Origin of the sequence: Micromonospora sp. WMMD723 (assembly GCF_049863385.1) — a bacterium.
GTDB lineage: Bacteria > Actinomycetota > Actinomycetes > Mycobacteriales > Micromonosporaceae > Micromonospora > Micromonospora wenchangensis.
On record NZ_JBMKNR010000001.1, the window covers coordinates 6520358 to 6546436 of the forward strand.

Sequence of the window (26079 nt, forward strand, 5' to 3'; positions counted from 1 at the left end):
GGGTCGACGGCACCGCCGTCAGCCCCGGGTGCCGGGTGGGCGCACCGGAACTCAGCCGGGCGGACGGGCATTGAGGCGGGCGGCCTGGCGGATCAGGTGGTCACGTTCGGCGAGGTGGGCGGCCCGGTGGGCGGCTTCGGCGTACCACCGGGCCGCCGTCGCCGGATCACCGGCCCGCTCGTGCAGGTACGCCGTCACCGCCGCGTGGCGGGGCACCGCCGGGTCCACCGCCGCGAGGGCCGCCAGCCCCGCCCGTGCCCCGTCGGCCTCCCCCACGGCCACCGCCCGGTTGAGCCGGACGACCGGGCTGTCGGTCAGCCGCACGAGTTCGTCGTACCACTCGACGATCTGCACCCAGTCGGTCTCGGCGGCGACGGGCGCGTCGGCGTGCAACGCGGCGATGGCCGCCTGGGCCTGGAACTCGCCCAGCCGGTCCCGGGCCAGCGCCGCCTGCAGGATGCGCACCCCCTCGGCGATCGCGTCGGTGTCCCACCGGCTGCGGTCCTGCGCCGCGAGCGGGACCAGCCCGCCGTCGGGCGTGGTCCGGGCCGCGCGCCGGGCGTCGTGCAGCAGCATCAGGGCGAGCAGCCCGGCCACCTCAGGATGATCCACCATCGCGGCGAGCTGCCGGGTGAGCCGGACCGCCTCGGCCACGAGGTCGACGTCGCCGGAGTAGCCCTCGTTGAAGACCAGGTAGAGCACCCGCAGCACGGTGGCGACGTCGCCGGGACGGTCGAGGCGTACGCCGGACACGGTGCGCTTGGCCCGGCTGATCCGCTGCGCCATGGTCGCCTCCGGCACCAGGTAGGCCCGGGCGATCTGGCGGGTGGTCAGCCCGCCGACGGCGCGCAGGGTCAACGCGACCGCCGACGACGGGCTCAGCGACGGATGGGCGCACAGGAAGTAGAGCCGGAGGGTGTCGTCCACCCCCGACGTCGGCCCCGGCCCCGGTTCCTCGACGACGAGGTCCTCGCGCCGACGACGGGCGGCGTCCGCCCGGGTCGCGTCGAGGAACCGGTGCCAGGCCACGGTGACCAGCCAGCCCTTCGGGTCCCGGGGCGGGTCGGCCGGCCAGACGTCCAGCGCCCGGACCAGCGCGTCCTGCACGGCGTCCTCGGCGGCCGCGAAGTCCGCCCCACGCCGCACGAGCACCCCGAGCACCTCCGGGGTGAGCCGGCGCAGCAGGTCACCGTCCACCGGTCAGTCGGTGACGGTCGGCGGGGCGGTCAGGAACGGACGCAACTCCAGCCACTCGTGGATCGGCTTCCCACCCGCCCCCGGCGCGGCGGACAGCTCCCCGGCCAGTTCGACGGCCCGGTCGTAGCTGTCCACGTCGATCACCATCCACCCGGCGACGAGGTCCTTGGTCTCGGCGAACGGCCCGTCGGTCACCGGCGGACGCCCCGGCCCGTCGTACCTGACGAACGTCCCCTCGGGGGCGAGGGCCTGACCGTCGACGAACTCGCCGGTGCCCTCCAGTCGGGCCGCGAAGTCGTTCATGTACCGCACGTGGGCGGTGATCTCCTCGGGCGTCCACTGGTCCATCGGGACGTCGTTGACCGCGGGTGGGGCACCCCGGTAGTGCTTGAGCAGCAGGTACTTCGCCATCGGGTCTCTCCTCGGTGCCGGCGCGACCCCCATTCTGGCCGCGTTCACCCCGGGGACGGAGCCGGCCTGCCGTTCTCGACACCGGCGGCGGAACATTTTTCCCGCCCCGGGTGTCGCGGCCCGACGTGGCTCACCTGGCGACGAGCTGGCGTACCCGCAGGCGGCGGATGCCCGAGGTCCGCTCCGGCACCTCGGACGCCCGGGTGGCGGGCAGGCGGACGGTGAACGCCGCCCCCTGGTTCGGCCGGCCCTCGGCCTCGATCGTGCCCCGGTGGCTCGTCACGACCTCCTGGAGCAGGGCCAGCCCCAGCCCGAACCGGTGCTCCCCGGAACCCCCGCCCCGGTGGAAGCGGTCGAAGATGCGCCGCGCGTCGGCCTGGTCGAACCCGACCCCGGTGTCGGCGACCACGAACTCGACGTAGTCGCCGCCGGCCCGCAACGACACGTCGATCCGGCCGCCGGGCGGGGTGTGGGCGAGCGCGTTCGCCAGCAGCTCACCGGCCACCCGGCGCAGCGCCGACGCGACCCCCGGCACCGGCAGCGGCCCGTCGGGCAGGTCGGCGGCGAGGGTGACCTGCCGCTCGGCGGCCCGTTCCGTCTCGGCGGCGACGGCCGCCGAGACGAGCGCGGTCAGATCGACCGGAGGGTACGGACGGCGGTCGGCGGGAGCGGCGGCGAGCTGGGCGGAGAGCAGCAGGTCGTCGACGATCTCGCCCAGCCGGCGGGTGCCGCCGATCAGCCTGTCGAGATCCTCCACACTGGTGGTGCTGCCCCCGGTCCGCGCCCGCCGCGCCATCAGCTGGGCCCGGATGTGCACCTGGGCGATCGGGGTCCGCAGCTCGTGGCTGGCGTCGGCGATGAACCGCCGTTGCCGGGTCAGCGCCTCCGCCAGCGGCGCGACGGCCCGGCGCCCGACCAGGGCGCCGGTCAGCACTGCGACGAACAACCCGACCGTGGCGGCGAGGCTGAACGCGAGCAGCAGGTGCCGGCGGTCGGACAGCTGGAACCGGGCGTCGAAGACCGCCTGCACGACCACCCCGTCGCTGCGGGACTCGGTACGGACGTGGTAGGTGGTGCCGTTACGGGTGACGGTGGTGACCTCGGTGGTTCCGGAGGCGGCCACCGACCGCAACGCCCCGGTCAGCGGGAAGCCCGCCGGTGGCGGGTTGAGGCCGGTGTCGGTGGTGAGCCCGTTGTACCGGAACACCCAGCTGCACGCGGGCGGGCCGGGGATGGTGGCGTGTTGGACGCCCCAGGCCAGCTCCCGGTGGATCTGCGCCTCCTGGCTGCGGACCAGGACGGCGTACGAGAGGCCGCCGGCCAGCAGCAGCAGGGCGCTGATGGCCAGCCCCACCAGCAGCCCGATCCGCAGCCGGGCCCGGCGTACCATCGACTGCTCCACCAGCTCCATCACAGCGCTCCGAGTCGGTAGCCGAGTCCGTGCACGGTCCGGATCACCGACCGGCCGAGTTTGCGCCGCAGGTAGTAGACGTAGGTGTCCACGAGCGACGTCGCGGCGGCCGCGTCGAAGACCCGGCGGCGCAGCTCACCCCGGGAGTGCACGGTGCTCGGCCGGGCCGCCAGCACCCGCAGCAGCTCGAACTCCCGGGCGGACAGCGCCACCTGGGTGCCGTCGGCGAGCACCACGTCGTGCGAGGTCAGGTCGAGCCGCCCGGTGCCGATGCGCAGCACCGTGGTGGATTCCGCGCCGCGCCGGCACAACGCCCGGACCCGGGCGCTCAACTCGTCCAGGTCGAACGGCTTGCCCAGGTAGTCGTCGGCGCCGGCGTCCAGCCCGGCGATCCGGTCGCCGACGCCACCGAGCGCGGTGAGCATCAGCGCCCGGGTCGGGACCGCCCGGGACCGCAGCCGGGCGACCAGGTCGAGGCCGTCCAGCGCCGGCAGCATCCGGTCGACGACCAGCACGTCGTAGCTGCGGGTCAGCCCCAGGTGCAGGCCACGCTGGCCGTCTGCGGCCCGGTCGACGAGGAAGCCCTCACCGCTCAGTGTCTCGGTGAGCAGGTCGGCCAGTTCCTCGTCGTCCTCGACCAACAGCAACCGGTTAGGTCCTCCCCCGTGCATGCCTCCACGATCGCACAGCGGGGGCCTAAAAAGTGATAGCTATCTTTTTATCATTTCACCGTCGCGAGTGTCCGTGGCCGGACGCCGTCGCCCCGACGGGCCTCCCGGCGCTCGATCCAACTCAGCAGCGGGGTCGTCATCATCGTGGTGATCAGGGCGACCAGCACCAGCACGGTGAACAGCGAGGCGTTCACGATGCCCGCCTCCAGGCCGACGTTGAGCGCGATGAGCTGCATCAGACCCCGGGCGTTCATCAACGCGCCCACCCGCAGCGCGACGCCCTGCGACTCGCCCCGCAGCCGGGCCGCCGCCCAGCAGGCACCGAACTTCCCGACGATCGCCGCCGTCACGCAGGCCGCCGCGAACAGCAGCACCGGCGGGCTGCCGAGCAGCCCGAACTCCGTCCGCAGCCCCGAATAGGTGAAGAACAGCGGCAGGAAGACCGTCGCGGCGACCGGGGTGAGGGTGTCCACCACCCGGTCGGTGTTGGCGTTGTGGGGCATCACCACGCCGACCGCGAACGCGCCGAACACCGCGTACAGCCCGATCTCGTCGGTGTACCAGGCCACCAGGAAGAGCAGGGCCACCGTGCCGAGCACCCGGGCGGAGTCGTTGAGGCCGGGACGGGTCATCAGCACGGTGGTCACCCGCCGCCCGCCCAGCCAGAGCACCAGCCCGAACAGCACCGCCCCACCGGCGGTGACCACCGCCGGCCCGGCCCGGCCGGAGGCGAACGCCAGCACCATGGCCAGCATGATCCACGCGGCCATGTCGTCGATCGCGCCGCTGGCCAGCGACAGCGTGCCGTGCCGGGTGCCGGCGTGCCCGCGTTCGGTGATGATCCGGGCCAGCATCGGGAAGGCGGTGATGGCCAACGCCACCCCGACGAACGCCGCCGAGACCCCGATCGACGTCCCGTCGGCCCGCATCGGCACGGCGTCCGCGGTGACCAGGACCAGCCCCACCCCCAGGACCAGCGGCGCGGTCACCCCGGCCAGCGACACCAGCCCGGCGGTGCCGACCAGGCCGGTCACCCGGTGGGCGCTGAAGGCGTACCCGGCCTGGAACATGAACAGCACCAGGCCCACCTGGCCCACCACGTACAGCACCGGCAGCAGCGCGGTCGGGAACAGGGCGTCCTTCACGTCCGGCAGCACGAAGCCGAGCAGCGACGGGCCCAACAGCACACCGGCGAGCATCTCGCTGACCACGGCGGGTTGCCCCACCTTGCCGAGCAGCCAGGCCACCGCCTTACAGAAGATCAGGATCACCGCGACCGCGATGAAGAACCGTGGAGCCAACTGCGTGGGGGTCACCGGACCGCCTCCTCGAAGTAGGTGGTGCACAACCGTTGTCGCCGGGCGTCGACCACCATCCAGGCGCCGAACACCAGTTGCCGGACGCTGCGACCCACGTCGGCCCAGCGGTCCCGCCACCGCATCGCGGCCAGCCGCAGCCGCCCCGGGCCGGCCACCCCGACCGGGGTCAGGTACGCCGGGCCCCGGCTGGGCAGCGACCGGCTGTGCGCGGCCGAGGACGCCAGGGCGTACCGGCGCAGCACCTCCCGGGTCGCGGCGCGCAACATCACCGGCGCCACCCCGCGCGCCGGGCAGGCCCGGTTCGCGGTGACGCCGTACGGGATGAACCGGGCGTCACGGCGACGCAGCGTGCGCCACCGGTCCGGGTCGAACCGCTCGTCGCCGGCCGGCCCGCTGCGCTGGAACGCCAGGTAGTTGAAGAGCAGCACCGACCCGGCGGGCAGGGTGACCCCGGAGGGCAACCCGATCGGCGCGGAGGTGATCCGGTGCGCGACGCCGAAAAGCGGGTGCACCCGCAGCGTCTCGTCGACCACCCGGTCCAACGCGTCGTCGTCGTCCAGGCCCCGCTGCAGGTCCGGCCGGGCGGCCAGGGCCAGCAGCACGTGCGCCATCGCCTCGGACATCTGCACCACCGCCGTGGTGCCGAACGCGCCGTGCAGGTACCAGGCCGTCTCCTCGGTGGTGAACGGCGGTGGCAACGTCACCGGGCAGGTGCCCGCCTCGAGACGCCCCCGCAGGTAGCGGGTCAACGGGTCCCGCCGGTCCAGGTGCCGCAGGCCGGTGCACTTGAGGGCGGCGACCACGTCGGTGGCGTTGGCGACGTACAGCGCCCGGACCTGCGGCGGGCACACCTCACCGAAGATCAGCTCGTGGAAGACCTCCGCCCACACCGGCATCATCAGGTCCCGCAACCGGACGTGGACCCGCCCGGCCGGCAGCTCGTCGAGCACCCGCCGGGTGGCGGCGGTGGCGAGCGCGTCGACGCGCTGCGGTCGCAGCGCGAGCACCTGCCGGGTCACCCCCGCCACCGCCCGGTACCGCTCCCCGGGCTCCAGGTGCTCCTGGTGCATGTGCGGGCCGGGCGACAGCCAGTACCAGAACAGGTCGGACAGGCCGGCGCCCCGGCTGCGCCCGTCGGCCGCCGGGTCGGCGTACAGCCGCTCGAAGTGCTCGACGTCGACGAGCGGACCGGGCACCGGGATGCCCTCCTCGCCGTTGACCCGGGCGAACACCCACTGCCGCAGCCGCACCACCGCCGGGGGCAGCCACCGGGGCAGGGTCCAGCCGACCACCGCCACGAGCAGCACGCCGCACAGCACCGGCGCGCTCACGCCGGGGCTCCCACGGTGACCAGGTCGGCACTCAGGTCGCCCGGCCGCGCGACGCCCACCAGCGCCAACGCCCGGTCGAGGTCGGCGCGCAACAGGTCGAGCACGTGCCGCACCCCGGCCGCGCCGCCCGCCGCCAGCCCCCACAGCACCGGGCGGCCGACCAGCACGGCCGTCGCCCCCAGCGCCAACGCGACGAGGACGTCGACCCCGCGCCGCAGCCCGCCGTCGACCAGCACCGGCAGCCGCCCGCCGACGGCCGCCACGACGGCCGGCAACGCGTCCAGGGTGGCCGTCACCCCGTCGAGTTGCCGGCCGCCGTGGTTGGAGACCACCACCCCGTCCACCCCGTGCTCGACGGCCAGCCGGGCGTCCTCGGGGTGCAACACCCCCTTGAGCAGGATGGGCACCGTGGTGAGCCGACGCAGCACGGCGACCAGCTCCCAGCTCGCCCGGGCGTTCATCTCGACGTCCCGGACCCGGCCGTTCGCGTCACGCATGTTCTCGCAGACCATGCCGGGTGGCAGGTCGACGAATCCGTGCCGCAGGTCGCGCTCGCGCCGACCGAACACGGGCGAGTCGACCGTGACGACCAGGGCCCGGCAGCCGGCGGCCACCGCCCGCCGGACCACGGTGGTGGTGAACTCCACGTCGGTGTGCGGATAGAGCTGGAACCACAGCGTCCCGCCGGCCGCCGCGATCTGCTCGACCGGCCGGGTGGCCGCCATGCTCACCACCATGACCGTGCCGGCCTCGGCGGCGGCGCGGGCGGTGGCCAGCTCGCCGTCGGGGTGGGCGAGCCGGTGGAACGCGGTCGGCGCGACCAGCACCGGCATCGAGACCTCGTTGCCGAGCAGCGAGATCCGCAGGTCCCGGTCGCCGGTGGCGCGCAGCACCCGGGGCAGCAGGAAGCGCCGGGCGAAGGCCGCCTCGTTGGCCCGCAGGCTCCGTTCGTCGCCCGCCCCGCCCGCGAAGAAGTCCCAGTGCACCGGGTCGAGGCGGCGGCGGGCGGCGGCGGCCACGTCCGCCAGGTTCAGCGCCACCTCGTCGAGGGCCGGCACGTCAGTCCCCGGCCCCGCGCAGGCACCTGTCGACGAAGGCGACGAGCGGCGTCACGTGCACCTGTGGCCGGTCCCACCGGTTCTCCAGGTTCTCCGCCAGGTGGTGGGTCGCGACGACCCGGCCGTCCCGGTGGTGGCGCACGACCGGGTGCAGGTACGCCGCGTCGTGGGCCTGACCGACGACGTCCTGCGCGACCCGTTTCACCGTCACGTCGAACGGGTCCACCTGGTCGTGCTCCGGGCCGTACTCCAGGGTGACCACGAACGCGTCGGAGTAGTCGTGGTCGGCGGTGCGCAGGCCGGTCTCGGTGAAGTAGTCCACCGGCACCTCCTCGTGGTAACGCGCGTCGGCGTCGGCGACGGTCACCACGTCGGCGAGGACGTCGAACTGCTGCCACAGCGCGGAGGTGCGGTTGACCCGGGCGATGATCGCGTCGGCGATCGACGCCCCGGTCGCGTCCAGCTTCTCCGCCGGCCACGGCGTGTCCCCGTACCGGCGTTCGAGGATCCGGTGCAGGGCCCGCACGGCGTACCGGAAACCGTGGATGAACCCGTTGGTCGAGCGCTTGAAGTCCCGCTGCTGGGTGATGGTGCCGGCGAAGAACAGGTCGGGCACGTTCACCGACTCCCACTGCGCGGTCTGGGCCGGGAAGCGGTCCCGGATCGCCAGTTCCGGCCGGCACGACTCGTCGAAGATCGACGCGTCGAAGGCGAACCCGGTGCAGACGAGCACCCGGTCGTAGCGCAGCTCCTTGGTCACCTCGTCGGCGCGGGAGAACGCGAACGTCACCGTGTAGCCGTCGGCGTCGCGGGTGATCCGCCGGACGGTGCCGTCCAGGATCGCGTTGGCCGACTTGAGCTGGTAGGTGTCGAGGAAGTTGTTGTTCACCGCCCGCAGGTGCCCGACGTAGTGGGTGCGCCAGGCCATCCGCACCGAGCTGGGCCCGGCCAGGTGGATCAGGGTGGTGGTCTCCATCAGGCTGTCCGCCGTCTCGAACGCGGAGTTGCCCTTGCCGATGATCAGCACCTTCTGGTCGAGGTAGTCGCGCGGGTCGACGGGCATGTCCGCGTACTGCTCCGCCAGCTCCAGCCCGGGAATGTCCGGCAGGTACGGCCGGGACACGCCGGTGGCGACGACCACCCGCCGGGCCCGGAAGGTCTCCCCCGCGTGCACCTCGAAGACCCCGTCCACCTTGGACACGGAGGTGACCCGCGCGCCGTAGCGCACCTTCACCCCGGTCGTCGCGGCGAAGTCGGCCAGGTAGCGGACCATCTGGTCGGCGTCCGGGAAGTACCGTTCGGTGTACCTGGTGAACCGCAGCGCCGGATCGTCGCTGAGCAGCGAGTTCCAGTCCAGCCGCAGGTTAACCTCCGGATCGTCGGAGCCGGTGTGCGGCTTGTTGATGGAGATCAGTTGCCGGTGCCGGGGGTAGGTGGCGAAGAACGCGCCCGGGATGTCCGCGCCCTCCAGCACCAGGTAGTCGCGCCGGCCGTCGGCCTCGAGCAGGGCGGCCAGTTGCAGGCCGGCGGGGCCGGCTCCGATGATCAGACAGTCGAGGGTCACGACGGGCCATCCAGGGTGAGAGGGGTCAACGGGAGTTCCAGTGCGTCCATCACGTCGGCGGCCCGCCGGACGTCGCCGTCGAGCGGCCGGTCCGGGTCGATCGGGGGGATCGCCGCGACCAGCGCCGCCAGCACCCGGGCGCAGCCCGGAGCGGTGGGCGTCCGGGCCCCCACGTACGCGGCCTGACGCAGCCCCAGCGCCAACGAGCCGACGATCAGCCGCAGCAGCCCGGCCTGGTCGAAGACCCGCAGGGCGGCCTGGGTGCCGAGCGGGATGACGTCCTGGTTGTGCAGGTTGGTCGGCAGGCTCTGCATGCTCGCCGGCATGGTGTCCCGGCGGATCTCGGCGATCAGCGCGGTGGAGGCCAGCTGCACCCCCTGCAGCCCGTGCTGCTGACCCGGGCCGGCGGCCAGCATCGGCGGCAGTCCACCGTTGCGGTGCGGGTCGACGAGCAGGTCGAGCTGCCGCTCGACGAGGTTGCCGACCTGCGCCACCACCATCGACAGCAGGTCGGCGGCGAACGCGGCCGGCTGGCCGAAGAAGTTGCCGCCGTGCACCACGAGGTCGTCGTCGGGGAAGAACAGCGGGTTGTCGCTGACGCTGCCCAGGTCGGCGGTGACCACGGAATCGACGTGGCGCAGCGCGTCCTCGGCCGCGCCGAGCAGCTGCGGCGCGCACCGGATGCTGTACGGCTCCTGCAACGCGCGCTTGCCCGACGCGACCAGCCCCGCGCCGACCTGCCGCATCCGCGCGCCCACGTCGATCGCGCCCGGGTGCCCGTACGCGCGCAGCAGCCGGGCGTCGAGGAACTGCGGGTCGCAGCCGAGCAGGTCGGCCAGCAGGCAGGTGAGCAGCTGCGCCGCCCGGTGCGCGGCACGTACGGCCGACAACGCCAGCGCCGTCGCCGCGGTGGTCAGCGAGGTGCCGTTGACCAGGGCCAGGGCGTCCCGTCCGTCCAGCGGCAGCGGGGTCAGGCCGGCCTTCTCCAGCGCCTGCGCGGCCGGCAGGCGTACCCCGTCGAGGTAGGCGTGGCCGCGACCGCGCAGCGCCTGGGCCGCCGCGCCCAGCGGGATCAGGTCCCCGCTCGCGCCCACCGAACCCCACCTCGGCACGGCGGGCACGAAGGTGGTCCCGAGCATCGCCGCCAACGCGTCGACGACGTGCGGCGACACCCCGGACGCGCCCCGGGCCAGCGACCAGGCCCGGACCAGCACGGTCGCCCGGACGATCTCCGGGGCGAGATCCGGGCCGTGGCCCGCGCCGAGGTGGGCGAGGGTGTTGTCGGCCTGGTCACGCAGGTCGGCGCGGCCGGCGTACCCGACCAGGGCGCCGAAGCCGGTGGTGCTGCCGTACACCGCGCGGTCCTCGCCGAGCACCGCGGACAGGAAGGTGCGGGTGCGGGTGACCCGGTCGCGGACCTGAGTGCCGACCACGACCCGGACCGGGTCGCGGGCGGCGCTCAGGTCGGCGATCCGCAGCGGTGCCGCGAGATCAACCTCTGTCGTCATGCGACCGGACCCTAGAGAGCGATTCTCAGAACGCTTTGAAATCGGGCCGATACGGTGCGCCGCATGACGCTCGACTACCTGATCATCGGAGCCGGGCCGGCCGGGCTCCAACTCGCCGCCCTGCTGGAGCGCGACGGTCGCGACCATCTGGTGCTGGAGGCCGGGCCGGCGCCGGGCACGTTCTTCGGCCGCTACCCGCGGCACCGCCAGTTGATCTCCATCAACAAGGTCTGGACCGGGTCCGACGATCCGGAGTTCAACCTGCGCTCCGACTGGAACTCGCTGCTCACCGACGATCCGGCGCTGCTGTTCCGCAACTTCAGCCGGCGCTACTTCCCCCACGCCGACGACATGGTGCGCTACCTCGCCGCCTTCGCGCAGGGGCTGCGGGTCCGCTACGACACCCGGGTCACCCGGATAGCCCGCGACGGTGACCTGTTCACCGTCGAGGCCGGCGACGACACCCTGACCGCCCGCCGGGTCGTCGTGGCCACCGGCGTCTCGAAGCTCCACGTCCCGCCGATCGAGGGCGTCGAACTCGCCGAACGCTACGACACCGTCAGCGTCGACCCGGACGACTTCACCAACCAGCGGGTCCTGATCATCGGCAAGGGCAACTCGGCCTTCGAGACCGCCGACGCCCTGGTCGAGACCGCCGCCGTCATCCACGTCGCCGGACCGCACTCGATCCGGCTGGCCTGGCAGACGCACTACGTCGGGCACCTGCGCGCGGTGAACAACAACTTCCTCGACACCTACCAGCTCAAGTCGCAGAACGCGGTCCTGGACGGCACCGTCGAGCGGATCGCCCGCCGCGACGACGGCGGTTACCGCATCGACTTCCGGTACGCCCGCACCCGCGAGTCGCTGCGGCAGATCGACTACGACCGGATCATCCTGTGCACCGGCTTCCGGTTCGACGCGGACATCTTCGACCCGTCGGCCCGGCCCCGGCTGGTCATCAACGACCGCTTCCCCGAGCAGACCTCCGGCTTCGAGTCGGTGAACGTGCCCGGCCTGTTCTTCGCCGGCACCCTCACCCAGCAACGCGACTTCAAGCGCTCCACCAACGGCTTCATCCACGGTTTCCGGTACGGCGTACGCGCCCTGCACCGGATGCTCGACGCCCGGTACCACGGCACGCCGTGGCCGGCCACCACACTGGACGCCACCCCGGAGGCGATCACCGACGCGATCATCGCCCGGATCAACCGCACCTCCGCGCTGTGGCAGCAGTTTACCGTCCTCGGCGACGTCGTCGTGATCGCCGACGGTGTCGCGCGCTACCACGAGGAGGTGCCGGTGGCCCACCTGCACGACGGCGGCCTGGGGCCCGAGCCGTTCGCGGTGGTGACCACCCTGGAGTACGGCCCGGACCACGACCAGGTCGACCCGTTCGACATCACCGTCCCCCGGATCGCCGAGAACGACGCCGAACGCGCCCACGACGCCAGCTACCTGCACCCCGTCGTCCGGGTGCACCGGGGCGGGCAGGTCGTCGCCACCCACCACCTCGCCGAGAACCTGGAGAACAACTGGGACCTGCCCGGCGTGCACCAGCAGCCCCTGGCGCTGTTCCTCAAGGGCGTCCTGTCCGATGCCGGCTGAGCACCACCACGACGGCCGTGGCGCGGCGGACGCCGACCATCGCGCCACGGGGCCCGGCCGGTACGGCGGGCACGACCGGACCGGTCGCGGGTCGGCGGACCGCGACCGGTCCGGGACCGCCGCCGGTGGTGAGCTGTGGCCGCAGCCCGTGCTGCGGCTGCTCACCACCGGTGGCGACCGGCCGGTCTTCGAGGACGGCGACCGGATCGTCGGCGCGGCCGAGCTGGCGGACCTGGTCCGGCGGATCGCCAGCGGGCTGCGGGCCGCCGGCATCGGGCCCGGACGGGCGGTGGCGTTGCGGATCGGGGTCACCCCGGAGGCGCTCGCCGGTGTCCTCGCCGCGTTCACCGTCGGCGCGCGGGTGTCCGGCATCCGGCCCGAGCTGACCCCGGCGCAACTCGACCGGCTACTCGCCAGCGACGACGCGTTGCTCGTCGACGACGCCCGGCTCGCCACGCTGGCGGGGACCACCGACGACGGCAGCCCGCTGGTCGCCGCCGGCCGGCCCGGCGACGTCGCCCGGATCACCTGGACCAGCGGCAGCACCGGCCATCCCAAGGGCTGCGCCCAGACGTACGCGGCGATGGGCGCGGCCTGGGCGGCCCACCCCGACCGGTGGCCACCGGCGATCGCCGAACTCGCCCCCCGGCTGGGGCGCTACCTGGTCTTCGGCTCGCTGAGCAGCCAGGTGATGCTGGAGTACGGCATCCTCACCCTGGCCGCCGGGGGCACCCTGGTCGCCGCCCGCCCGCCCGGGTTCCCCGGCATGATCACCCGGCACCGGGCCACCGCGAGCGTGATCACCGTCGGCAAGCTGCACCAGCTCGTCCGGGACCAGCGCGCCGACCCGGTCGACCTGGGCAGCCTGCGGGCGCTCGTGGTCTCCGGTTCCCCGCTCACCGCGTCCCGGCTCGCCGAGGCGCTCGACGTGCTCGGCCCGGTCGTCTTCCACGGCTACGGGCAGACCGAGACCGGGATGATCGCGATGGTCACCCCGGCCGAGCTGCTGGCCGACCCGCGCCGGCTCGCCTCGGTCGGGCGCGCCCCGGCGGTGGTCGACCTGTCCGTGCGGGACGCCGACGGCCGGCCGGCGACCGAGGGTGAACTCTTCGTCCGGACCCCGGCGCAGGCCGACGCCTACTGGGGCGACCCGGCCGAGACCGCCGAGGTGTTCACCGACGGCTGGGTGCGCACCCGCGACCTGGCCCGGTTGGACGCCGACGGCTACCTGCACCTGTACGGCCGGGCCCGGGACGTGATCATCGTCAACGCCAACCTGGTGTACGCCGGTCCGATCGAGCGGGTGCTCGCCACCGACCCCGCCGTCGCCGAGGCGTACGTGGTCAGCCGCCCCGACGACGTCACCGGCGAGGCGGTGCACGCGTACGTGGTGCCGGCCGGCGGCTGCCCGCTGGACGTCGACCGGCTGCGCGCCCGGGTCGCGGCGGCCCTGGGCGCGGCCGCCGTCCCGACGACCGTCGAGGTGATCGCCGGGGTGCCGGTGGGGCCGAGCGGCAAGCCGGACAAGCGCGCCCTGGGCGTGGATGCCGGTTCCTGAGCGGCGGCTACCGCTTCCGCGCGACGAGCAGGTACTCGTGCCCCCGGTTGTTGACCATCGGGTCCCCCTCGGTGACCGGGCGCGGATAGAGGTGGATGCGCTCGTCGCCGAGGGTCAGGTGACCGCCGAGCACCCGGCCGACGTCCCACGCCAGCGGCACGAACCGGTCGCCGACCCGCCGGTTCTGCACCGCGACGACCGCGTACGCGCCCCGCTTGAGCACCCGGGCCAACGCGTGGAAGGCATGGTCGAGGGCGGTCAGGTAGGCGGAGTAGTCGCGCAGCGCGTAGAACTGGCCGTCGACCGGGGAGTCGGTGTCGAGCGCGGTGCCGAAGTAGGGCAGGTCGGTGACGAGGAAGTCGACGCTGCGGTCGGGCACCGGGGGCCGGCGGGCGTCACCGCAGATCATCACCTGGCCGGGGTACGCCTCCAGACGGCGCGCCGCCTGCTTGGCCCGGTCCGGGGAGATCTCCAGGCCGATGCCGCGCCGGCCGGTGACCGAGGCCGCCACGAGGCTGGTCCCCCATCCGGCGAACGGGTCGAGCACCAGGTCCCCCGGCCGACTGAACTCGGTGACCAGGGGCGCGATCTGACTCACCCAGCCGCACTGGCCGGCGGCTGCCGGTGGCGCGTGCCGTGGATCGTCGCCGGTGAGGACCACCCAGCTGGCAACACCCATCAGTGACTCTCCCTGACTCGTACGGGGCCGGCGGCGCGACCGTCGGAGGAACCGGCGGCGGGCGCGTCGCCGGGCGGGTCGGCGACGGACGCGCCGCCGGGGGGATCAGCGGCGGAGGGACCGCCGGGTGGGTCGGCGACGGGCGCGCCGCCGTACGGGCCGGGGGCGGTGTCCCCGGACGGCGGCGGGGTCGGCCCGTCGGTCGTCTGCGGCGCGGCCGGCGCCCGGACCGCCGCCGGGGGCAGGTGGGGTTCGAGGCGCAGCACGCCGAGGGCCGACACCACCACACCGGCCGCCAGCACGAGCCACATGCCGGTCGGCGACAGCGACAGCAGCGCGGTCAGCACCGCGGGCGCCAACGCGGCCGGCACCGCCCAGGACAGCTGGTAGACGGCGAGGTGCCGGCCCCGGGTCTGCTCGGGGGCCGCGTTGACCACCAGCGCGGACGCGGTCGCCCCGTGCAGGAGTTCCCCGACGGTGAACAGTGCGGTCGCGGCGAACACGCCGGCCAGCAGCACCGCACCGCCGGCCGTCGCGCCGAGCACCGCGAACGACACGAACGACAGCCCGAACACGCCGGCCCCGGCCGCCACGGCCCGGGACCGGCGGAACCGGGTCAACGCCCGGGTGACCGGGATCTGCGCCACCGCGATGCCGATGGTGTTCACCGCGTAGAGCGCGCCGACGAGCGAGGCCGGCTGCCCCAGGTGCAGCGTCACGTAGACGGGCAGGCTCACCGCCAGCACCATGTAGCCGAACGCGGTCGGCACGTTGAGCAGGGTGAGGGCGAGGAACGGACGGTTGCGGGCCACCAGCCGGTAGCCCCGACCCTGCGTCGTACGGGCGGTGCCGCCGGACCGGCGGTGCACGGGGATCGCCCGGATCAGCCCGGCCGCGACGGTGAAGGCGACCGCGCTGGTCAGCACGATCACGGTGAACGCCCGGTCGGCCCGCACCGTGAGCGCCGCCCCGGCCAGCAGACCACCCGCACCGAGCCCGGCGTTGCGCAGGCTCCGTTGCGCGGCGATCAGCTTGTCCCGGGCGCTGCCGCTGGCGATCTCCGCGACCAGCGAGTGCACCGACGGGGAGAACGACACGTCACCGAACGCCACCACCAGCACGGCCAGGAACAGCGGCCCCGCCGAGTCGACCAGGGGATAGCAGGCGAAGGCGGCGGCGCGCAGCAGGTAGCCGCCCACCACCACGGCCCGTGCGCCGAACCGGTCGACGAGCACCCCGGTCAGCGGGTTGGCGATCAGGCCGAGCACCGCCGCCGCGCTGACGATCGCGCCGACCCGTCCCACGGACAGGCCGGTGCTGTGCTGGAAGTAGATCAGCGACAGCGGCAGGTACATGCCGCTGCCGGTGGCGTCGATCACCATCGCCGCCATGTAGCGGGCCTGGACTCCCCGGCCGGTCACGACGCCTCCCCGATCTGGATCTGCGCGGCGACCCGGTCGCCGAGCCGGCGTAGCCGCGCCTCGCACTCGACCCGGGTCGGTGCGGCGGCGACGGCGGCGGTGAGGAAGTCGGCCGAGCCGGCGGCCGGCGGGATCACCTGCCCGGGTCGGGCCCAGCACCAGAACCGGCGGACCCACGGCTCGGTCGGCGGGCTGGGCACCGTGCGGACCAGCCCGGGACGTTTCATCATCAGCATCTGGCCGGACATGCTGCGCGGACGCGGGCGGGCGTCGCCGGTGAGCCGGTCCAGCGCCGGTACGGGCAGCCCCAACTGGGTCCGCAGCTCCGCCTCCGCCAGGTTGACGCCGAACATCACCTCGAACACCTCGCGGATCTTCGCCCCGCCGCTGCGGCAGGCGATCTCGCAGAGCACCAGCCGGTCGTCGGGGGTGTGGAACACCTCCGCGTGGAAGGCGTGGTCGGTGAGCGCACCGGGTGAGCGGGTGAGGGCGGCCAGCACCCGGTCGACGAGGTCGAGCAGCCGGCCGGTGAGCGGGTCGTCCGGGTCGAGGGTGACGTCGATGCGCGGACCGGGGTCGCTGCCGAACGAGGCGAGATCGTACTGGTACTGCGACGGCCAGGCCAGCACGGTGCGGCCGGCCCGGACGAACCCGTCGACGTGGCACATCCGGCCGGGCACGAACCGCTCGACGAGCAGGTCGTCGCGGTCGCCGTCGCGGTACAGCTCGTCCAGGTGGGCAGGCAGCTCCCCGGCGGAGCGCACGATGCGCAACCCGACGGAGTTGTAGCCGGCCCGCTGCTTGAGCACCACCGGGTACCCGTGGTCGGCCGCGAAGGCCCGTACCTGCCCGGCCGTGGTCGCCAGGGTGTGCGGGGCCACCTCGATGCCGGCGGCCACCGCCCGCTGCTTCATCAGCAGCTTGTCGCGGAACGGCCGGATGTCGGCGGGCCGGGGGCCCGGCAGCCCGAAGCGGGCCCGCAGCTCGGCGGCGAGTTCCAGGTCCGCCTCGTGCAGGGCGACGACGTGCCGGGGCCGGTGGTGGGCGGCGAGCGCGGTGGCGCGGGCCGCCACGTCCCGGTCGTAGTGGTCGAGCACCTCCAGGTGGGCCAGGCCGAGGGTGTCGGTCGGGATCTGCTCGCCGAAGGACTCGATCTTGTCGCGGGCGGCGAGCAGCACCGCCGGCTGGTCGTGGTCGGCCAGCCAGTCCCGGTACGGGAACGGCTCCAGCGGATTGCGGTGCAGGATCAGCACGCTCACCTACCCCACCGCCCCGGTCAGCTGGTGCACCTCGGCGACCCGGGCCAGGTGCTCGGCACCCCGGTCGTCGCGGATGCGGATGCGGATGAACTCGTCGACGAGCCGCGCACCCCGCTGCGCGGCGGCGACGACGGTGGGGCCGGTGACGGCGACCAGGCCGAGCCGGTCCCAGTTGTCCCGCAGCGGGCGCACCTCGTCGCCGGGCCGGGCGCTGATCCGCACCGCCAGGACGTCGGGCTGACGGGCCGCCTCCTGCACCCCCTCGACGGACAGCACCCGACCGGGTGGGCCGACGACGGCACGCACACAGCCCGCACCCCGCGGCGCGGGGCTGTCCGGCAACGGGTCGACCAGGCGGAACGGCCAGCCGACGGCGAGCCGGTCCAGGTCGATGCCGTACACGGCGCGGACCAGTTCGGGGATGGCGTCGCCGCCGTAGCGGTGGTGGCCCTCGATGATGCGGGCCCGGGTGCCGCTGAGGCGGACCTCGGTGTGGCAGGGGCCGTCGGTGAAGCCCAGGTGGTCGAGGAAGGTGCCGACGCACTCGCCGACCCGGTCCCAGGCGTCCTCGGTCAACCGGGCCGGCACGGCGTGGCCGAGTTCGGCGAAGTGGCCCGGGTCGGTCATCTTCTCGGTGATCGTGACGACCACGTGCCGGCCGGCGAAGCTGAACGTCTCGACGCTGAACTCCCGGCCGTGGACGTACTCCTCCATCAGGAAGTCGTCGAGCACCAGCAGGGTCGACACCCGGTCGGTGCGGGTCCCCCGCAACCGGCACACCTGCTCCCACACGGCCTCGTGGCCGGACGGGTCGTCGACCCGGAACACCCCGATGCTGGCGGTGGCGGCGGTCGGCTTCACCACGAACGGGTACCCGTGCCGCAGACCGAAGGCGCGCAGGTCGTCGAAGTCGCGCAGGGGTGCCGCCGCGACCGCCTCGGCGTCGCGGCTGACCAGGTGGCGGCGCATGGCGAGCTTGTCCCGGAACCGGCGGGACACCGGGTAGCTGGTGCCGTCGAGGCCGAGCAGGTCACGGGCGCGGGCCGCGATGTCCAGGCCCGGCTCGGTCAGCGAGACCACCTGGTCGATGCGCCACCGCTGGTGCAGCCGGGTCACGACCGGCGCGGTCAGCGTCCAGTCGGTGTAGTCCAGCACCTCCACGACGTCGGCCACCTGCCGCTGCCGTTCGGTGATCTTGGTGGGGTGCTGGAGCAGGAGCACCCGCAGACCGAGTTCCTTCGCCGCGACGGCGGTGTCGTCGACGCCACCGACGAGTAGCAGTGTCCGCACGGGACCGTCCCCTCCGAATCTCCGGCGTCTCACGGACGCTCCGACCACATGCTCAGGTAGCGCTCCCCGGTGTCGGGGAGGATGACGACGATCCGCTTGTCGACGCTGTCGCGCCGACGGGCCACCCGCAGCGCCACGTGGGTCGCCGCCCCGGAGGACACCCCGGCGAGGACCCCGACGCGGCGGGCCAGCCAGCTGCTCGTGTCCGCCGCCTCCTCGTCGGTGACGGTGACGACCTCGTCGATCAGGCTCAGATCGGTGGTGGGGGCGACGAACCCGCCGTTGAAACCGGGGATGGCGTGGGTGCCGGCCGTACCCCCGGACAGCAACGGCGAACCCGCCGGCTCCACCGCGACCGCCCGCAGCGCGGGGTTGCGCTCCTTGAGGTAGCCGGCGGTGCCGCTGAGCGTGCCGCCGGTGCCGACCCCGCAGACCAGGACGTCGACCCGGCCGCCGGTGTCGGTCCAGATCTCCGGGCCGGTGGTCTCCCGGTGGGCCCGGGGATTGTCGTCGTTGTCGTGCTGCCGGACGAACCACGCGCCCGGCGTCATCGCGCAGATCTCCTCGGCCTTGTCGACCGCGCCCTGGTAACGCGCCTCGCGGGGGGTCAGCACCACGTCGGCGCCGAACCGGCGCAGCAGGCCGATCCGCTCCGGGGTGGCGTTGTCCGGCAGCACGATGATGCAGCGGTACCCGCGCGCCGCGCACAGGGCGGCCAACGCGATGCCGGTGTTGCCCGACGTCGCCTCCACCACGACGCCGCCGGGGCGCAGCCGCCCGTCGGCCTCCGCCGCGCGGAGCATGTAGAGCGCCGCGCGGTCCTTCACGCTGGCCGCCGGGTTCGCGCACTCCAGCTTCGCCAGCACCTCGGCACCGGGTGCCCGGTGCGCGACGGGCAGGCGCAGCAGGGGTGTGTTGCCGACGAGGTCGTCGATGCCGTCGGCGATGCTGGGTAACGGTCTCGGTGCGAGGGTACGGGTCGGCTGCGCCATGGCGGTCTCCACCTCCTACAGGGGCCGGGACGTCAGTAGTTGGGCACCTTGCGCAGCAGGTGCTGCCGTTCGACGATCTCCGGCTGGTAGACCTGCGCCTGCCAGCGCTGCTCCTCCACCGGTTCCAGGGCGATGGACACCACGTTCGGGCTGCACCCGAAGGCGCTGGTGACCGCCTCGGTCAGCTCGTCGACGAGCTGCTGCTCGGTGTCCCGGTGCAGGTCGACCGGGAAAAACTTGATGTTGATGTGCGGCATCGGATCCTCCTCGGGGGTACGGCTGGTCAACGGGGTGCGGGGTGCGGTGGGGTCGCGGCGGCCACGGCGGCGGCGAGGCGGGTGACCACCCGACCGGCGGGCTCCGGCCGGGCGGACCGGTAGCCCGTGCCGGCCCAGAGCGCCATGTGCTCGGCGTCGCCGCGTGCCGCCGCCGCCACGCGCAACGGTTTGGTCAGGTGGTGGACCTGCGGGTAGGCGGCGGGGGCCAGCGCGTCGAAGGAGTCGACGAACCGGTTGCGCAGCCCCCGCGCCGGCCGGCCCGAGAAGGCCCGGGTGACGACGGTGCCGGGCCGGCCGGGCTCGGTCAGCGCGGCCCGGTGCGCCGGATGGGTGCCGGCCTGCGGGGTCAGCAGCAGCGCGGTGCCGACCTGCACCGCCGACGCGCCGGCCGCGACCACCGCGTCGACCTGAGCCGGGTCGGTGATCCCCCCGGCGGCGATCAGCGGCACCGCGACGGCCCGCCGGACCGTGCCGACCAGTTCGGCCGTGCCCGGCTGCGGGTCGGGACGGCGTTCGGGGGTGAAGCTCGCCCGGTGCCCGCCGGCGTCGGCGCTCTGCACGCAGAGCGCGTCGGCCCCGGCCGCGACGGCCACCCGCGCCTCCGCGACGTCGGTGACCGTGACGACGACCTGTGATCCGGCGGCGTGCAGCCGGTCGACGACCGCCCGGGACGGGCAGCCGAAGGTGAAGCTGACCACCGGCACCCGCGCGGCCAGCACCACCTCGATCTTGTCGGCGAAGTGGTCGGTGTCCCGCTCGGGCGGTTCGGGCAGGGTCACCCCCCGGTGGGTCGCCTCGGGCAGCAACGCCTGCCGGAACCGGGCGACGGCGGCCCGGTCCACCGGCCGGGACTCCGGCACGAAGACGTTGACCCCGAACGGTGCGGTGGTGCTGCGGCGGACCTGGTCGATGTCGGCCGCCAGGTCCGCCGGGCGCAGATAGCCGGCGGCCAGGAAACCGAGCCCCCCGGCGTCGCCGACGGCCGCGACGAGGGCGGGTGTGCTGACTCCCCCCGCCATCGGCGCACCGAGGACCGGACGCGCCAGGGGGCCCGGCCCGCTCACGGCCGCCGGCCCTCGGTCGTGAGGGCCGACCGCGCGCCGACCGTCCGGTGGCGGTGCAGGACCCGGTCCACCAGCAGGTCGGCGGCGCCGACGTAGCCGGCCGGGTCGAGCAGGGTGGCGACCTCGGCCGGATCGAGGACGGCGGTGACCCGGGGGTCGGCCGCCACCAGGTCGCGCAGCGGCTGCCCGGTCTGCACCGCCCGGCCGGTCAGGGTGGTCAGCAGTTCCTTCGCCACCGCCTTGCCGAGCAGCGGGGCGAGCCGCACGGCCAACCGTTCCGAGGCCATGAACTCCCCGGCGAGGTCGAGGTTGGCGCGCATCCGGTCGGGGAACACCGTCAGCCCCGCGGCCAGCTCGGCCGCCGCGTCGGCGGCCCCACCGGCCAGCCGCAACGCCTCCCGGAACGGCTGCCACTCGGCGTGCCAGGCCCCGCCGGGGCGTTCGTCCTCGGCGACGAGGCAGTGCGCGACGGTCGCGGCGAGCATCGGCAGCTGGGTGGCCGCCGCCCGGATCCGGGTCGCCAGCACCGGGTTGCGTTTGTGCGGCATCGCCGAGGACACCCCGCGTCCCGGGCCGGTCGGCTCGGCCAGCTCCCCGATCTCGGTACGCGCCATGACCTGCACGTCCGCCGCCATCGCCCCGAGCACGCCGGTGATGAGGCCCAGCACGCCCGCGACGGCGTGCAGGGGCGTCCGCACGGTGTGCCAGGGCGCGTGCGGCTCGGCCAGGGACAGTTCCTCGGCGAAGGCGTGGATCAGTTTCTCGGCGTAGCCGTCGTCGGTGTCCCCGGCCAGCCGGGCGAACTCCAGGTACGCCCCGAGGGTGCCGGCGGCCCCGCCGAGCTGCACCGGCAGCCCGTCGGCGAGCAGGGCGTGGATCGCCTGCCGGGCGTCGAGGACGCCGGAGAGCCAGGTCGCCGCCTTCAGGCCGAACGTGGTCGGCACGGCGTGCTGGGTCAGGGTCCGACCGGCAAGTGGCGTGCCCCGGTGCCGGTCGGCGAGGGTGGCCAGCGCGTCGGCGGTCGCGGCCAGGTCCGCGTCGATCACCCGCAACGCCCGCTCCGCCACCAGGATCAGCGCGGTGTCCAGGATGTCCTGGCTGGTGGAGCCGCGGTGCACGTACTCCGCGGCGGCCGGGTCCAGCGCCGTGACCAGCTCGGTGAGCGCGGCGACCACCGCGACCACCGGGTTCGCCGTCTCGGTCGCTCGGCGCGCCACCGCGTCGAGGTCGATCCGGCGGGCGTCGGCGACGGCGGTGATGGTGTCCGCGTGTTCCCCGGGCACCACCCCCAGCCGGGCCTGGGCCCGCACCAGGGCGGCCTCCGCGTCGAGCATCGCCTGCAGGACCGCCCGGTCCCGGACGGCGTTCTCGATGCCCCGGTCGGCGCTGCTGGGGCTCAGCAGCCCGTGGTCGAAGCCTTCGGTCATGTCGTCACCGCTCCCGTCGTGGTGGCCGCCTGCGCGGTGAGGGCGAGCACCGACAGGCTGATCGCGTCCGCGTCGCCGAGCATCACCGAGTTGACGCCCGGCCGCGCGCCCGCCGCGGTGGCCCAGTGTGCACCCTCCGTGGGCACCCCGAACACGAAGCGACGGGTGTGTCGCTCGCCGGCCGCCGACACCGGGTGGAACGGCCGGCCGGTCACCGCCAGCCCGCCGGTGACGTGCGGCCCGGCCTCCCGGTCGGGCACCACGTGCGGCGCGCAGGACCGGTGCGCGAGCATCCAACCGAGCAACGGATCGGCGGTACGCCGCAGGTCCACCTCCGGCAGCCGCGCCTCGATCATGGCGGTCACCACGTCCGGGCTCTCCGGCGTGCGGGGCGACTCGACGAGGAACCCGGCCTGCTCGGGGCACGGCGTCACCCGCATCTCGGCCCCGACGATGCGCAGCACACCGGCGCGGATGAGCGCGGCCAACTGCTCGACCCGGTGGGCCGGGGGGCCGATGCTGAGGAAGGCGTTCATCGGGGTGTACCAGCGGTCCAGGTGCTCGCGGTGCGAGGCGCCCCGCAGACCGCCGTGGTCGACGGCGAGGCGGACCTCGTTGCGCAGGTCACGCAGGACGTCCATGGCCGCCTTGAGCGGGCCACTGACGTTGCCCTCCTCCGCCGTGCGGGCGTCCTCGTCGAGGTAGCGCAGCATCCACTCCTGCAACGCCGCCGAGCCGGTGAAGGTCTCGTCGCGGGCCGGGTCCAGCACCGTGTCCCAGTCCCACCGCTCGGTGATCCCGAAGCGCTGGCGGATCTCCTCCTCCCGCGCGTCACCCCGGGGCACCTGGAGGTACTCGGCCTCGAACCGGCGGGCCTTGCCGCGGCAGCCGGCCCGGCGCAGCACCGCCACGTAGAAGGCCGTCTCCACCTCCTTGGCGATCAGCGGCCACAGGTCGGTCATGAAGTCCATCGCGGTGGTGTCCCGGGCCGCGCGCAGCCGCTCGACCAGCGCGACGGTGAGCACCCGCGGCTCGTGCCGCCCGTGTGCGCCCTTCTCGTTGCGGCCCCGCGCCCGGTACGGGATGCCGCGGCGGGAGCCGGCCAGCAGTTGCGGTTCCAACCCGGACGGCAGGTAGGTCAGCCGGCCGTCGTCGGCGCGGACGTAGCGGCCGGCGCGTCCCTCGGTGAGCAGCGCCAGGTAGTCGAAGAAGCAGAGCCCGAGCCCGCGCAGCAGGGTGGGCTCGCCGGGCCGCACCATCGACAGGTCCACGTCGGCCGGGTTGGCCGGCAGGATGTACGTCAACCCCCGCTCGACGGCGAACTCGGCGAGCGTCTGCTCCTGCGGGGTCGGGGTGACCGGGTAGTGGCCCTGGGCCAGCACCACCGCGTCCAGGCCGGGGAGCCGGTCGCCGGTCTGCAACTGCACGCACTGCTTGCCGTCGGACTCGTCCCACAGCGCGACGGCGACCGTGGCGTGGGCGCGGACGGTGACGTTGTCCGGCGCGGTACCGACCACCCGCCGGTAGACCCAGGCCAGGTAGTGGCCGAACAGCCGGCGGGTGGAGTAGGTGTCGGGTCCCACCGCGCGCAGTTCCTCGGCGACGTCGGCCGGGAACTGGCCGAGGTCGCCCATCAGCACCTGGAACCGGGCCCACTCGTAGAGGCTGGGGCCCTCGCGGAGCAGGCCGGCCAGCTCCACGGTCGAGTCGGGGAACACGGTCACCTGGGAGGCCACGGTGTTCATCAGCAGCCGGTCGGACTGGTCGGCCCGCCACACCCGGCCCGCCCCCGGCGGGTACGGGTCGACGACGTCGACGCGTACCGGCCGGTCGGGGTCGGCGGCGGCGTTGCTGACCAGGCGCTCCAGCACGCAGAGCCCACGCGGCCCCATGCCGACGATGCACACCGACAGCGGATCACTGGTAGACATCGACGTCCTCCCGGTAGCCGCCGCTGAGCAGCGCGCGCAGCGGGGCGGCGGCCTTCAGCAGCATCTCGTCGAACTCCCCCTCCGGATCGGAGTCGAGGATGATGGCCCCGCCCGCGCCGACCCGCATGCCGTCGCCGGACAGCACCGCGGTACGGATGACGATGTTGAGGTCGGCGGTGCCGTTGCAGCTCAGGAAGCCCAGCGAACCGGAGTAGATGCCCCGGGCGGTGGTCTCCAGCCCGTCGATGATCTCCAGCGTCCGCAACTTGGGCGCTCCGGTCATCGAGCCGCCGGGGAAGCACGCCTCGACGCAGTCGACGGCGGTGGCCTCGGCCCGCAGCCGGCCCCGGATGGTCGAGACGAGCTGGTGCACGCTCGCGTACGACTCGGTCTGCATCAGCTTGGGCACGGTGACGCTGCCGACCTCGCACACCCGGCCGAGGTCGTTGCGGAGCAGGTCGACGATCATCAGGTTCTCGGCGCGGGTCTTGTCGCTGGTGGTCAGCTCGTCGCGCAGTGCCGCGTCGACCGTCGGGTCGGGGTGCCGGGGCGCGGTGCCCTTGATCGGCTTGGTCTCGACCACCCGGTCGGCGGTCAGCCGCAGGAAGCGCTCCGGGGAGGAGCAGGCCACCTCGATGTCGCCCAGCCGCAGGTAGGCCGAGTAGGGCGCCGGGTTGTACCGGCGCATGGCCCGGTAGAAGGCGAACCCGTCGCGGGGGCGCGGCAGGCGCAGCCCGTTGGTCAGGCAGATCTCGTAGCTCTCCCCGGCGAACAGTTCCTGCTTGCAGGCGGCGATGTCGGCCAGGTACTGCTCCCGGTCCCGCTCCAGCGACGCGACCAGCGAGCTGGTGTCGACCGGCGGCGGGGTGAGCGGGGTGACCGGTCCCGCCTCGGGGATGGCGGTGAGCTGCTCGGCGACGGCCTCGACCCAGTCCCGCGCCGCGTCGTCGCTGCCCTCGCTGCCGTCGGAGAGCGCCACCAGGTAGGTCTGCCGGTCCCGGTGGTCGACCGCGACGAACCGGTCGGCGAAGATCCAGTACGCGTCCGGGGTGTCGGCGCGGTGTGGCCCGGCAGCGCCCAGGTCGCCCTTCAGCTCGTAGCCGAAGTAGCCCACGTAGCCGCAGGTCAGGTCGGTGGGCAGGGCCGACGAGTCGAGGTGGATGCCGGCCAGCCGCTGCTGGAGGTAGGACAGGATGGTGCCGGGCACCCGGGTCGGGGCGCCGGCCGCCGTGGCGACCTCGACCGCGCCGGTGCCGACGTCGTAGCGGACCACCTCGGACAGCGGCCCGGAGGCGTCGCCGAGGTAGGAGAAGCGGGACAGTCCCTCCTCGACCCGGGCGCTGTCCAGCCAGAAGGCGTGGGTCGAGTCCCGGAACAGCCTGGTGAACGCCTGCTCGGCGTCGGTCTCCCAGCCGAGGGTGCGCACGTGCAGTTGGTGCGTCGGCGCGGCGATGGGCGGCGGGGCGGCCACCTGGATGCTCTCCCGGGCCTGGTGGGCCCGGGTCAGGTCGCGGAAGTTGCCGAGCAGGGTCTGCCCGTACTCGGTGCAGATCGACTCGGGGTGGAACTGGAGCCCCCACATCGGCCGGTCGACGTGCCGCAGCCCCATGATCACCCCGTCCTCGGCCCAGGCGGTGGCGACCAGTTCCGGGGGCAGGTCCGACACGCACAGCGAGTGGTACCGCACGGCGGTGAAGTGCTGCGGGATGCCGGCGAACAGGCCGTCACCGTCGTGCGTGATCGACGCCAGGTGCCCGTGGCGGGGCACGGGCGCGGAGTGCACGGCCGCGCCGTGCCCCGAGGCGATGCCCTGGTGGCCCAGGCAGACGCCGAGCACCGGCACCGGGGACTCCGCGATGACCTGTGCGGAGAAGCCGAAGTCCTTCTCCCGGTCGGGTCGGCCGGGTCCGGGCGAGATGACCACGTTGTCGAACCGGCGCAGATCCAGGGTGGCCACGGCCGGGTCGTCGTGGCGGACGACGGTGGGCTCGACGCCGTTGACCACGGCGATGAGCTGGAACAGGTTGTAGGTGTAGGAGTCGTAGTTGTCGACCAGCAGGGTACGCACTGATGCCTCCTCCGCTCGGGTCACGAGGTGTGTG

General features: G+C 74.0%; 21 protein-coding genes. 2 read left to right on the plus strand and 19 right to left on the minus strand.

Features of this window, described 5'->3' with window-relative positions:
- Positions 1-51 precede the first annotated feature (51 nt).
- The 9 genes from ACN261_RS28240 to ACN261_RS28280 all read right to left on the minus strand — a co-directional run bounded on the left by ACN261_RS28240 (position 52) and on the right by ACN261_RS28280 (position 10470).
- A complete protein-coding gene (locus ACN261_RS28240) occupies positions 52-1197 on the minus strand; it encodes an RNA polymerase sigma factor (protein ID WP_421482690.1) in 1146 nt (381 codons plus the stop codon).
- Positions 1198-1200: 3 nt separating this feature from the next.
- The gene (locus tag ACN261_RS28245; RefSeq protein ID WP_088647355.1) at positions 1201-1608 is read right to left on the minus strand and encodes a YciI family protein; all 408 of its coding nucleotides are present in this window, start codon (positions 1606-1608) and stop codon (positions 1201-1203) included.
- Positions 1609-1738: 130 nt separating this feature from the next.
- On the minus strand, positions 1739-3019 hold the full coding sequence (locus ACN261_RS28250; RefSeq protein WP_425853060.1) for a sensor histidine kinase: 1281 nt from the start codon (positions 3017-3019) through the stop codon (positions 1739-1741).
- The gene (locus ACN261_RS28255) at positions 3019-3666 is read right to left on the minus strand and encodes a response regulator transcription factor (protein WP_363655882.1); all 648 of its coding nucleotides are present in this window, start codon (positions 3664-3666) and stop codon (positions 3019-3021) included. The genes ACN261_RS28250 and ACN261_RS28255 overlap by 1 nt, the downstream gene beginning before the upstream one ends.
- A 74-nt stretch (positions 3667-3740) precedes the next feature.
- A complete protein-coding gene (locus ACN261_RS28260) occupies positions 3741-5006 on the minus strand; it encodes a cation:proton antiporter (RefSeq protein WP_425853062.1) in 1266 nt (421 codons plus the stop codon).
- On the minus strand, positions 5003-6340 hold the full coding sequence (locus ACN261_RS28265; RefSeq protein ID WP_421482693.1) for a cytochrome P450: 1338 nt from the start codon (positions 6338-6340) through the stop codon (positions 5003-5005). The genes ACN261_RS28260 and ACN261_RS28265 overlap by 4 nt, the downstream gene beginning before the upstream one ends.
- On the minus strand, positions 6337-7398 hold the full coding sequence (locus ACN261_RS28270) for an alpha-hydroxy acid oxidase (RefSeq protein WP_421482694.1): 1062 nt from the start codon (positions 7396-7398) through the stop codon (positions 6337-6339). Before ACN261_RS28270 ends, ACN261_RS28265 begins: the two co-directional genes overlap by 4 nt.
- Before the next feature lies 1 nt (position 7399).
- Positions 7400-8962, minus strand: coding sequence for an FAD-dependent oxidoreductase (locus ACN261_RS28275; protein WP_425853065.1), 1563 nt, complete (start codon positions 8960-8962; stop codon positions 7400-7402).
- A complete protein-coding gene (locus ACN261_RS28280) occupies positions 8959-10470 on the minus strand; it encodes an aromatic amino acid ammonia-lyase (protein ID WP_425853067.1) in 1512 nt (503 codons plus the stop codon). The genes ACN261_RS28275 and ACN261_RS28280 overlap by 4 nt, the downstream gene beginning before the upstream one ends.
- A gap of 63 nt (positions 10471-10533) precedes the next feature.
- Here ACN261_RS28280 and ACN261_RS28285 point away from each other — a divergent pair, with 63 nt between their 5' ends.
- Positions 10534-12078, plus strand: a complete 1545-nt coding sequence (locus ACN261_RS28285; RefSeq protein WP_425853069.1) for an NAD(P)-binding domain-containing protein — start codon at positions 10534-10536, stop codon at positions 12076-12078.
- Positions 12068-13636 (plus strand): class I adenylate-forming enzyme family protein, encoded by a 1569-nt coding sequence (locus ACN261_RS28290; protein WP_425853071.1) that lies wholly within the window; start codon positions 12068-12070, stop codon positions 13634-13636. Before ACN261_RS28285 ends, ACN261_RS28290 begins: the two co-directional genes overlap by 11 nt.
- Positions 13637-13643: 7 nt before the next feature.
- Here the strand turns inward: ACN261_RS28290 and ACN261_RS28295 are convergent, their stop codons facing one another.
- Genes ACN261_RS28295 through pabB form a run of 10 tightly spaced genes read right to left on the minus strand, consistent with a single transcriptional unit; the run spans position 13644 to position 26045 of the window.
- Entirely contained in the window at positions 13644-14315 is a 672-nt protein-coding gene (locus tag ACN261_RS28295; RefSeq protein WP_421482699.1) for a TRM11 family SAM-dependent methyltransferase, read from the minus strand.
- Entirely contained in the window at positions 14315-15736 is a 1422-nt protein-coding gene (locus ACN261_RS28300; RefSeq protein ID WP_425853073.1) for an MFS transporter, read from the minus strand. Before ACN261_RS28300 ends, ACN261_RS28295 begins: the two co-directional genes overlap by 1 nt.
- Entirely contained in the window at positions 15733-16995 is a 1263-nt protein-coding gene (locus ACN261_RS28305; protein ID WP_421482701.1) for an ATP-grasp domain-containing protein, read from the minus strand. Before ACN261_RS28305 ends, ACN261_RS28300 begins: the two co-directional genes overlap by 4 nt.
- Complete coding sequence (locus ACN261_RS28310; protein ID WP_425853075.1) at positions 16996-18285, minus strand: ATP-grasp domain-containing protein; 1290 nt, start codon at positions 18283-18285, stop codon at positions 16996-16998.
- Between the two features lie 29 nt (positions 18286-18314).
- Positions 18315-19277: a cysteine synthase A gene (gene cysK, locus ACN261_RS28315; RefSeq protein ID WP_421482703.1), complete on the minus strand. Its 963-nt coding sequence runs from the start codon at positions 19275-19277 to the stop codon at positions 18315-18317.
- A gap of 32 nt (positions 19278-19309) precedes the next feature.
- Positions 19310-19534, minus strand: coding sequence for a tautomerase family protein (locus ACN261_RS28320; protein WP_421482704.1), 225 nt, complete (start codon positions 19532-19534; stop codon positions 19310-19312).
- 26 nt (positions 19535-19560) lie between these two features.
- Entirely contained in the window at positions 19561-20619 is a 1059-nt protein-coding gene (locus ACN261_RS28325; RefSeq protein WP_421482705.1) for a nitronate monooxygenase, read from the minus strand.
- Positions 20616-22046, minus strand: a complete 1431-nt coding sequence (gene pcaB, locus ACN261_RS28330; protein WP_421482706.1) for a 3-carboxy-cis,cis-muconate cycloisomerase — start codon at positions 22044-22046, stop codon at positions 20616-20618. The genes ACN261_RS28325 and pcaB overlap by 4 nt, the downstream gene beginning before the upstream one ends.
- The gene (locus ACN261_RS28335) at positions 22043-23977 is read right to left on the minus strand and encodes an FAD/NAD(P)-binding protein (RefSeq protein WP_425853078.1); all 1935 of its coding nucleotides are present in this window, start codon (positions 23975-23977) and stop codon (positions 22043-22045) included. Before ACN261_RS28335 ends, pcaB begins: the two co-directional genes overlap by 4 nt.
- Positions 23964-26045, minus strand: coding sequence for an aminodeoxychorismate synthase component I (gene pabB / locus ACN261_RS28340; protein WP_421482709.1), 2082 nt, complete (start codon positions 26043-26045; stop codon positions 23964-23966). Before pabB ends, ACN261_RS28335 begins: the two co-directional genes overlap by 14 nt.
- Positions 26046-26079: the final 34 nt, after the last annotated feature.

Excerpts from the sequence above, each read along its gene's own strand:
- ACN261_RS28245 (WP_088647355.1), bottom strand. The coding sequence starts at position 1,608 with ATGGCGAAGTACCTGCTGCTCAAGCACTACCGGGGTGCCCCACCCGCG.
- ACN261_RS28250 (WP_425853060.1), bottom strand. The coding sequence starts at position 3,019 with ATGGAGCTGGTGGAGCAGTCGATGGTACGCCGGGCCCGGCTGCGGATC.
- ACN261_RS28280 (WP_425853067.1), bottom strand. The coding sequence starts at position 10,470 with ATGACGACAGAGGTTGATCTCGCGGCACCGCTGCGGATCGCCGACCTG.
- ACN261_RS28285 (WP_425853069.1), top strand. The coding sequence starts at position 10,534 with ATGACGCTCGACTACCTGATCATCGGAGCCGGGCCGGCCGGGCTCCAA.
- ACN261_RS28290 (WP_425853071.1), top strand. The coding sequence starts at position 12,068 with ATGCCGGCTGAGCACCACCACGACGGCCGTGGCGCGGCGGACGCCGAC.
- ACN261_RS28295 (WP_421482699.1), bottom strand. The coding sequence starts at position 14,315 with ATGGGTGTTGCCAGCTGGGTGGTCCTCACCGGCGACGATCCACGGCAC.
- cysK (WP_421482703.1), bottom strand. The coding sequence starts at position 19,277 with ATGGCGCAGCCGACCCGTACCCTCGCACCGAGACCGTTACCCAGCATC.
- ACN261_RS28320 (WP_421482704.1), bottom strand. The coding sequence starts at position 19,534 with ATGCCGCACATCAACATCAAGTTTTTCCCGGTCGACCTGCACCGGGAC.
- pcaB (WP_421482706.1), bottom strand. The coding sequence starts at position 22,046 with ATGACCGAAGGCTTCGACCACGGGCTGCTGAGCCCCAGCAGCGCCGAC.
- ACN261_RS28335 (WP_425853078.1), bottom strand. The coding sequence starts at position 23,977 with ATGTCTACCAGTGATCCGCTGTCGGTGTGCATCGTCGGCATGGGGCCG.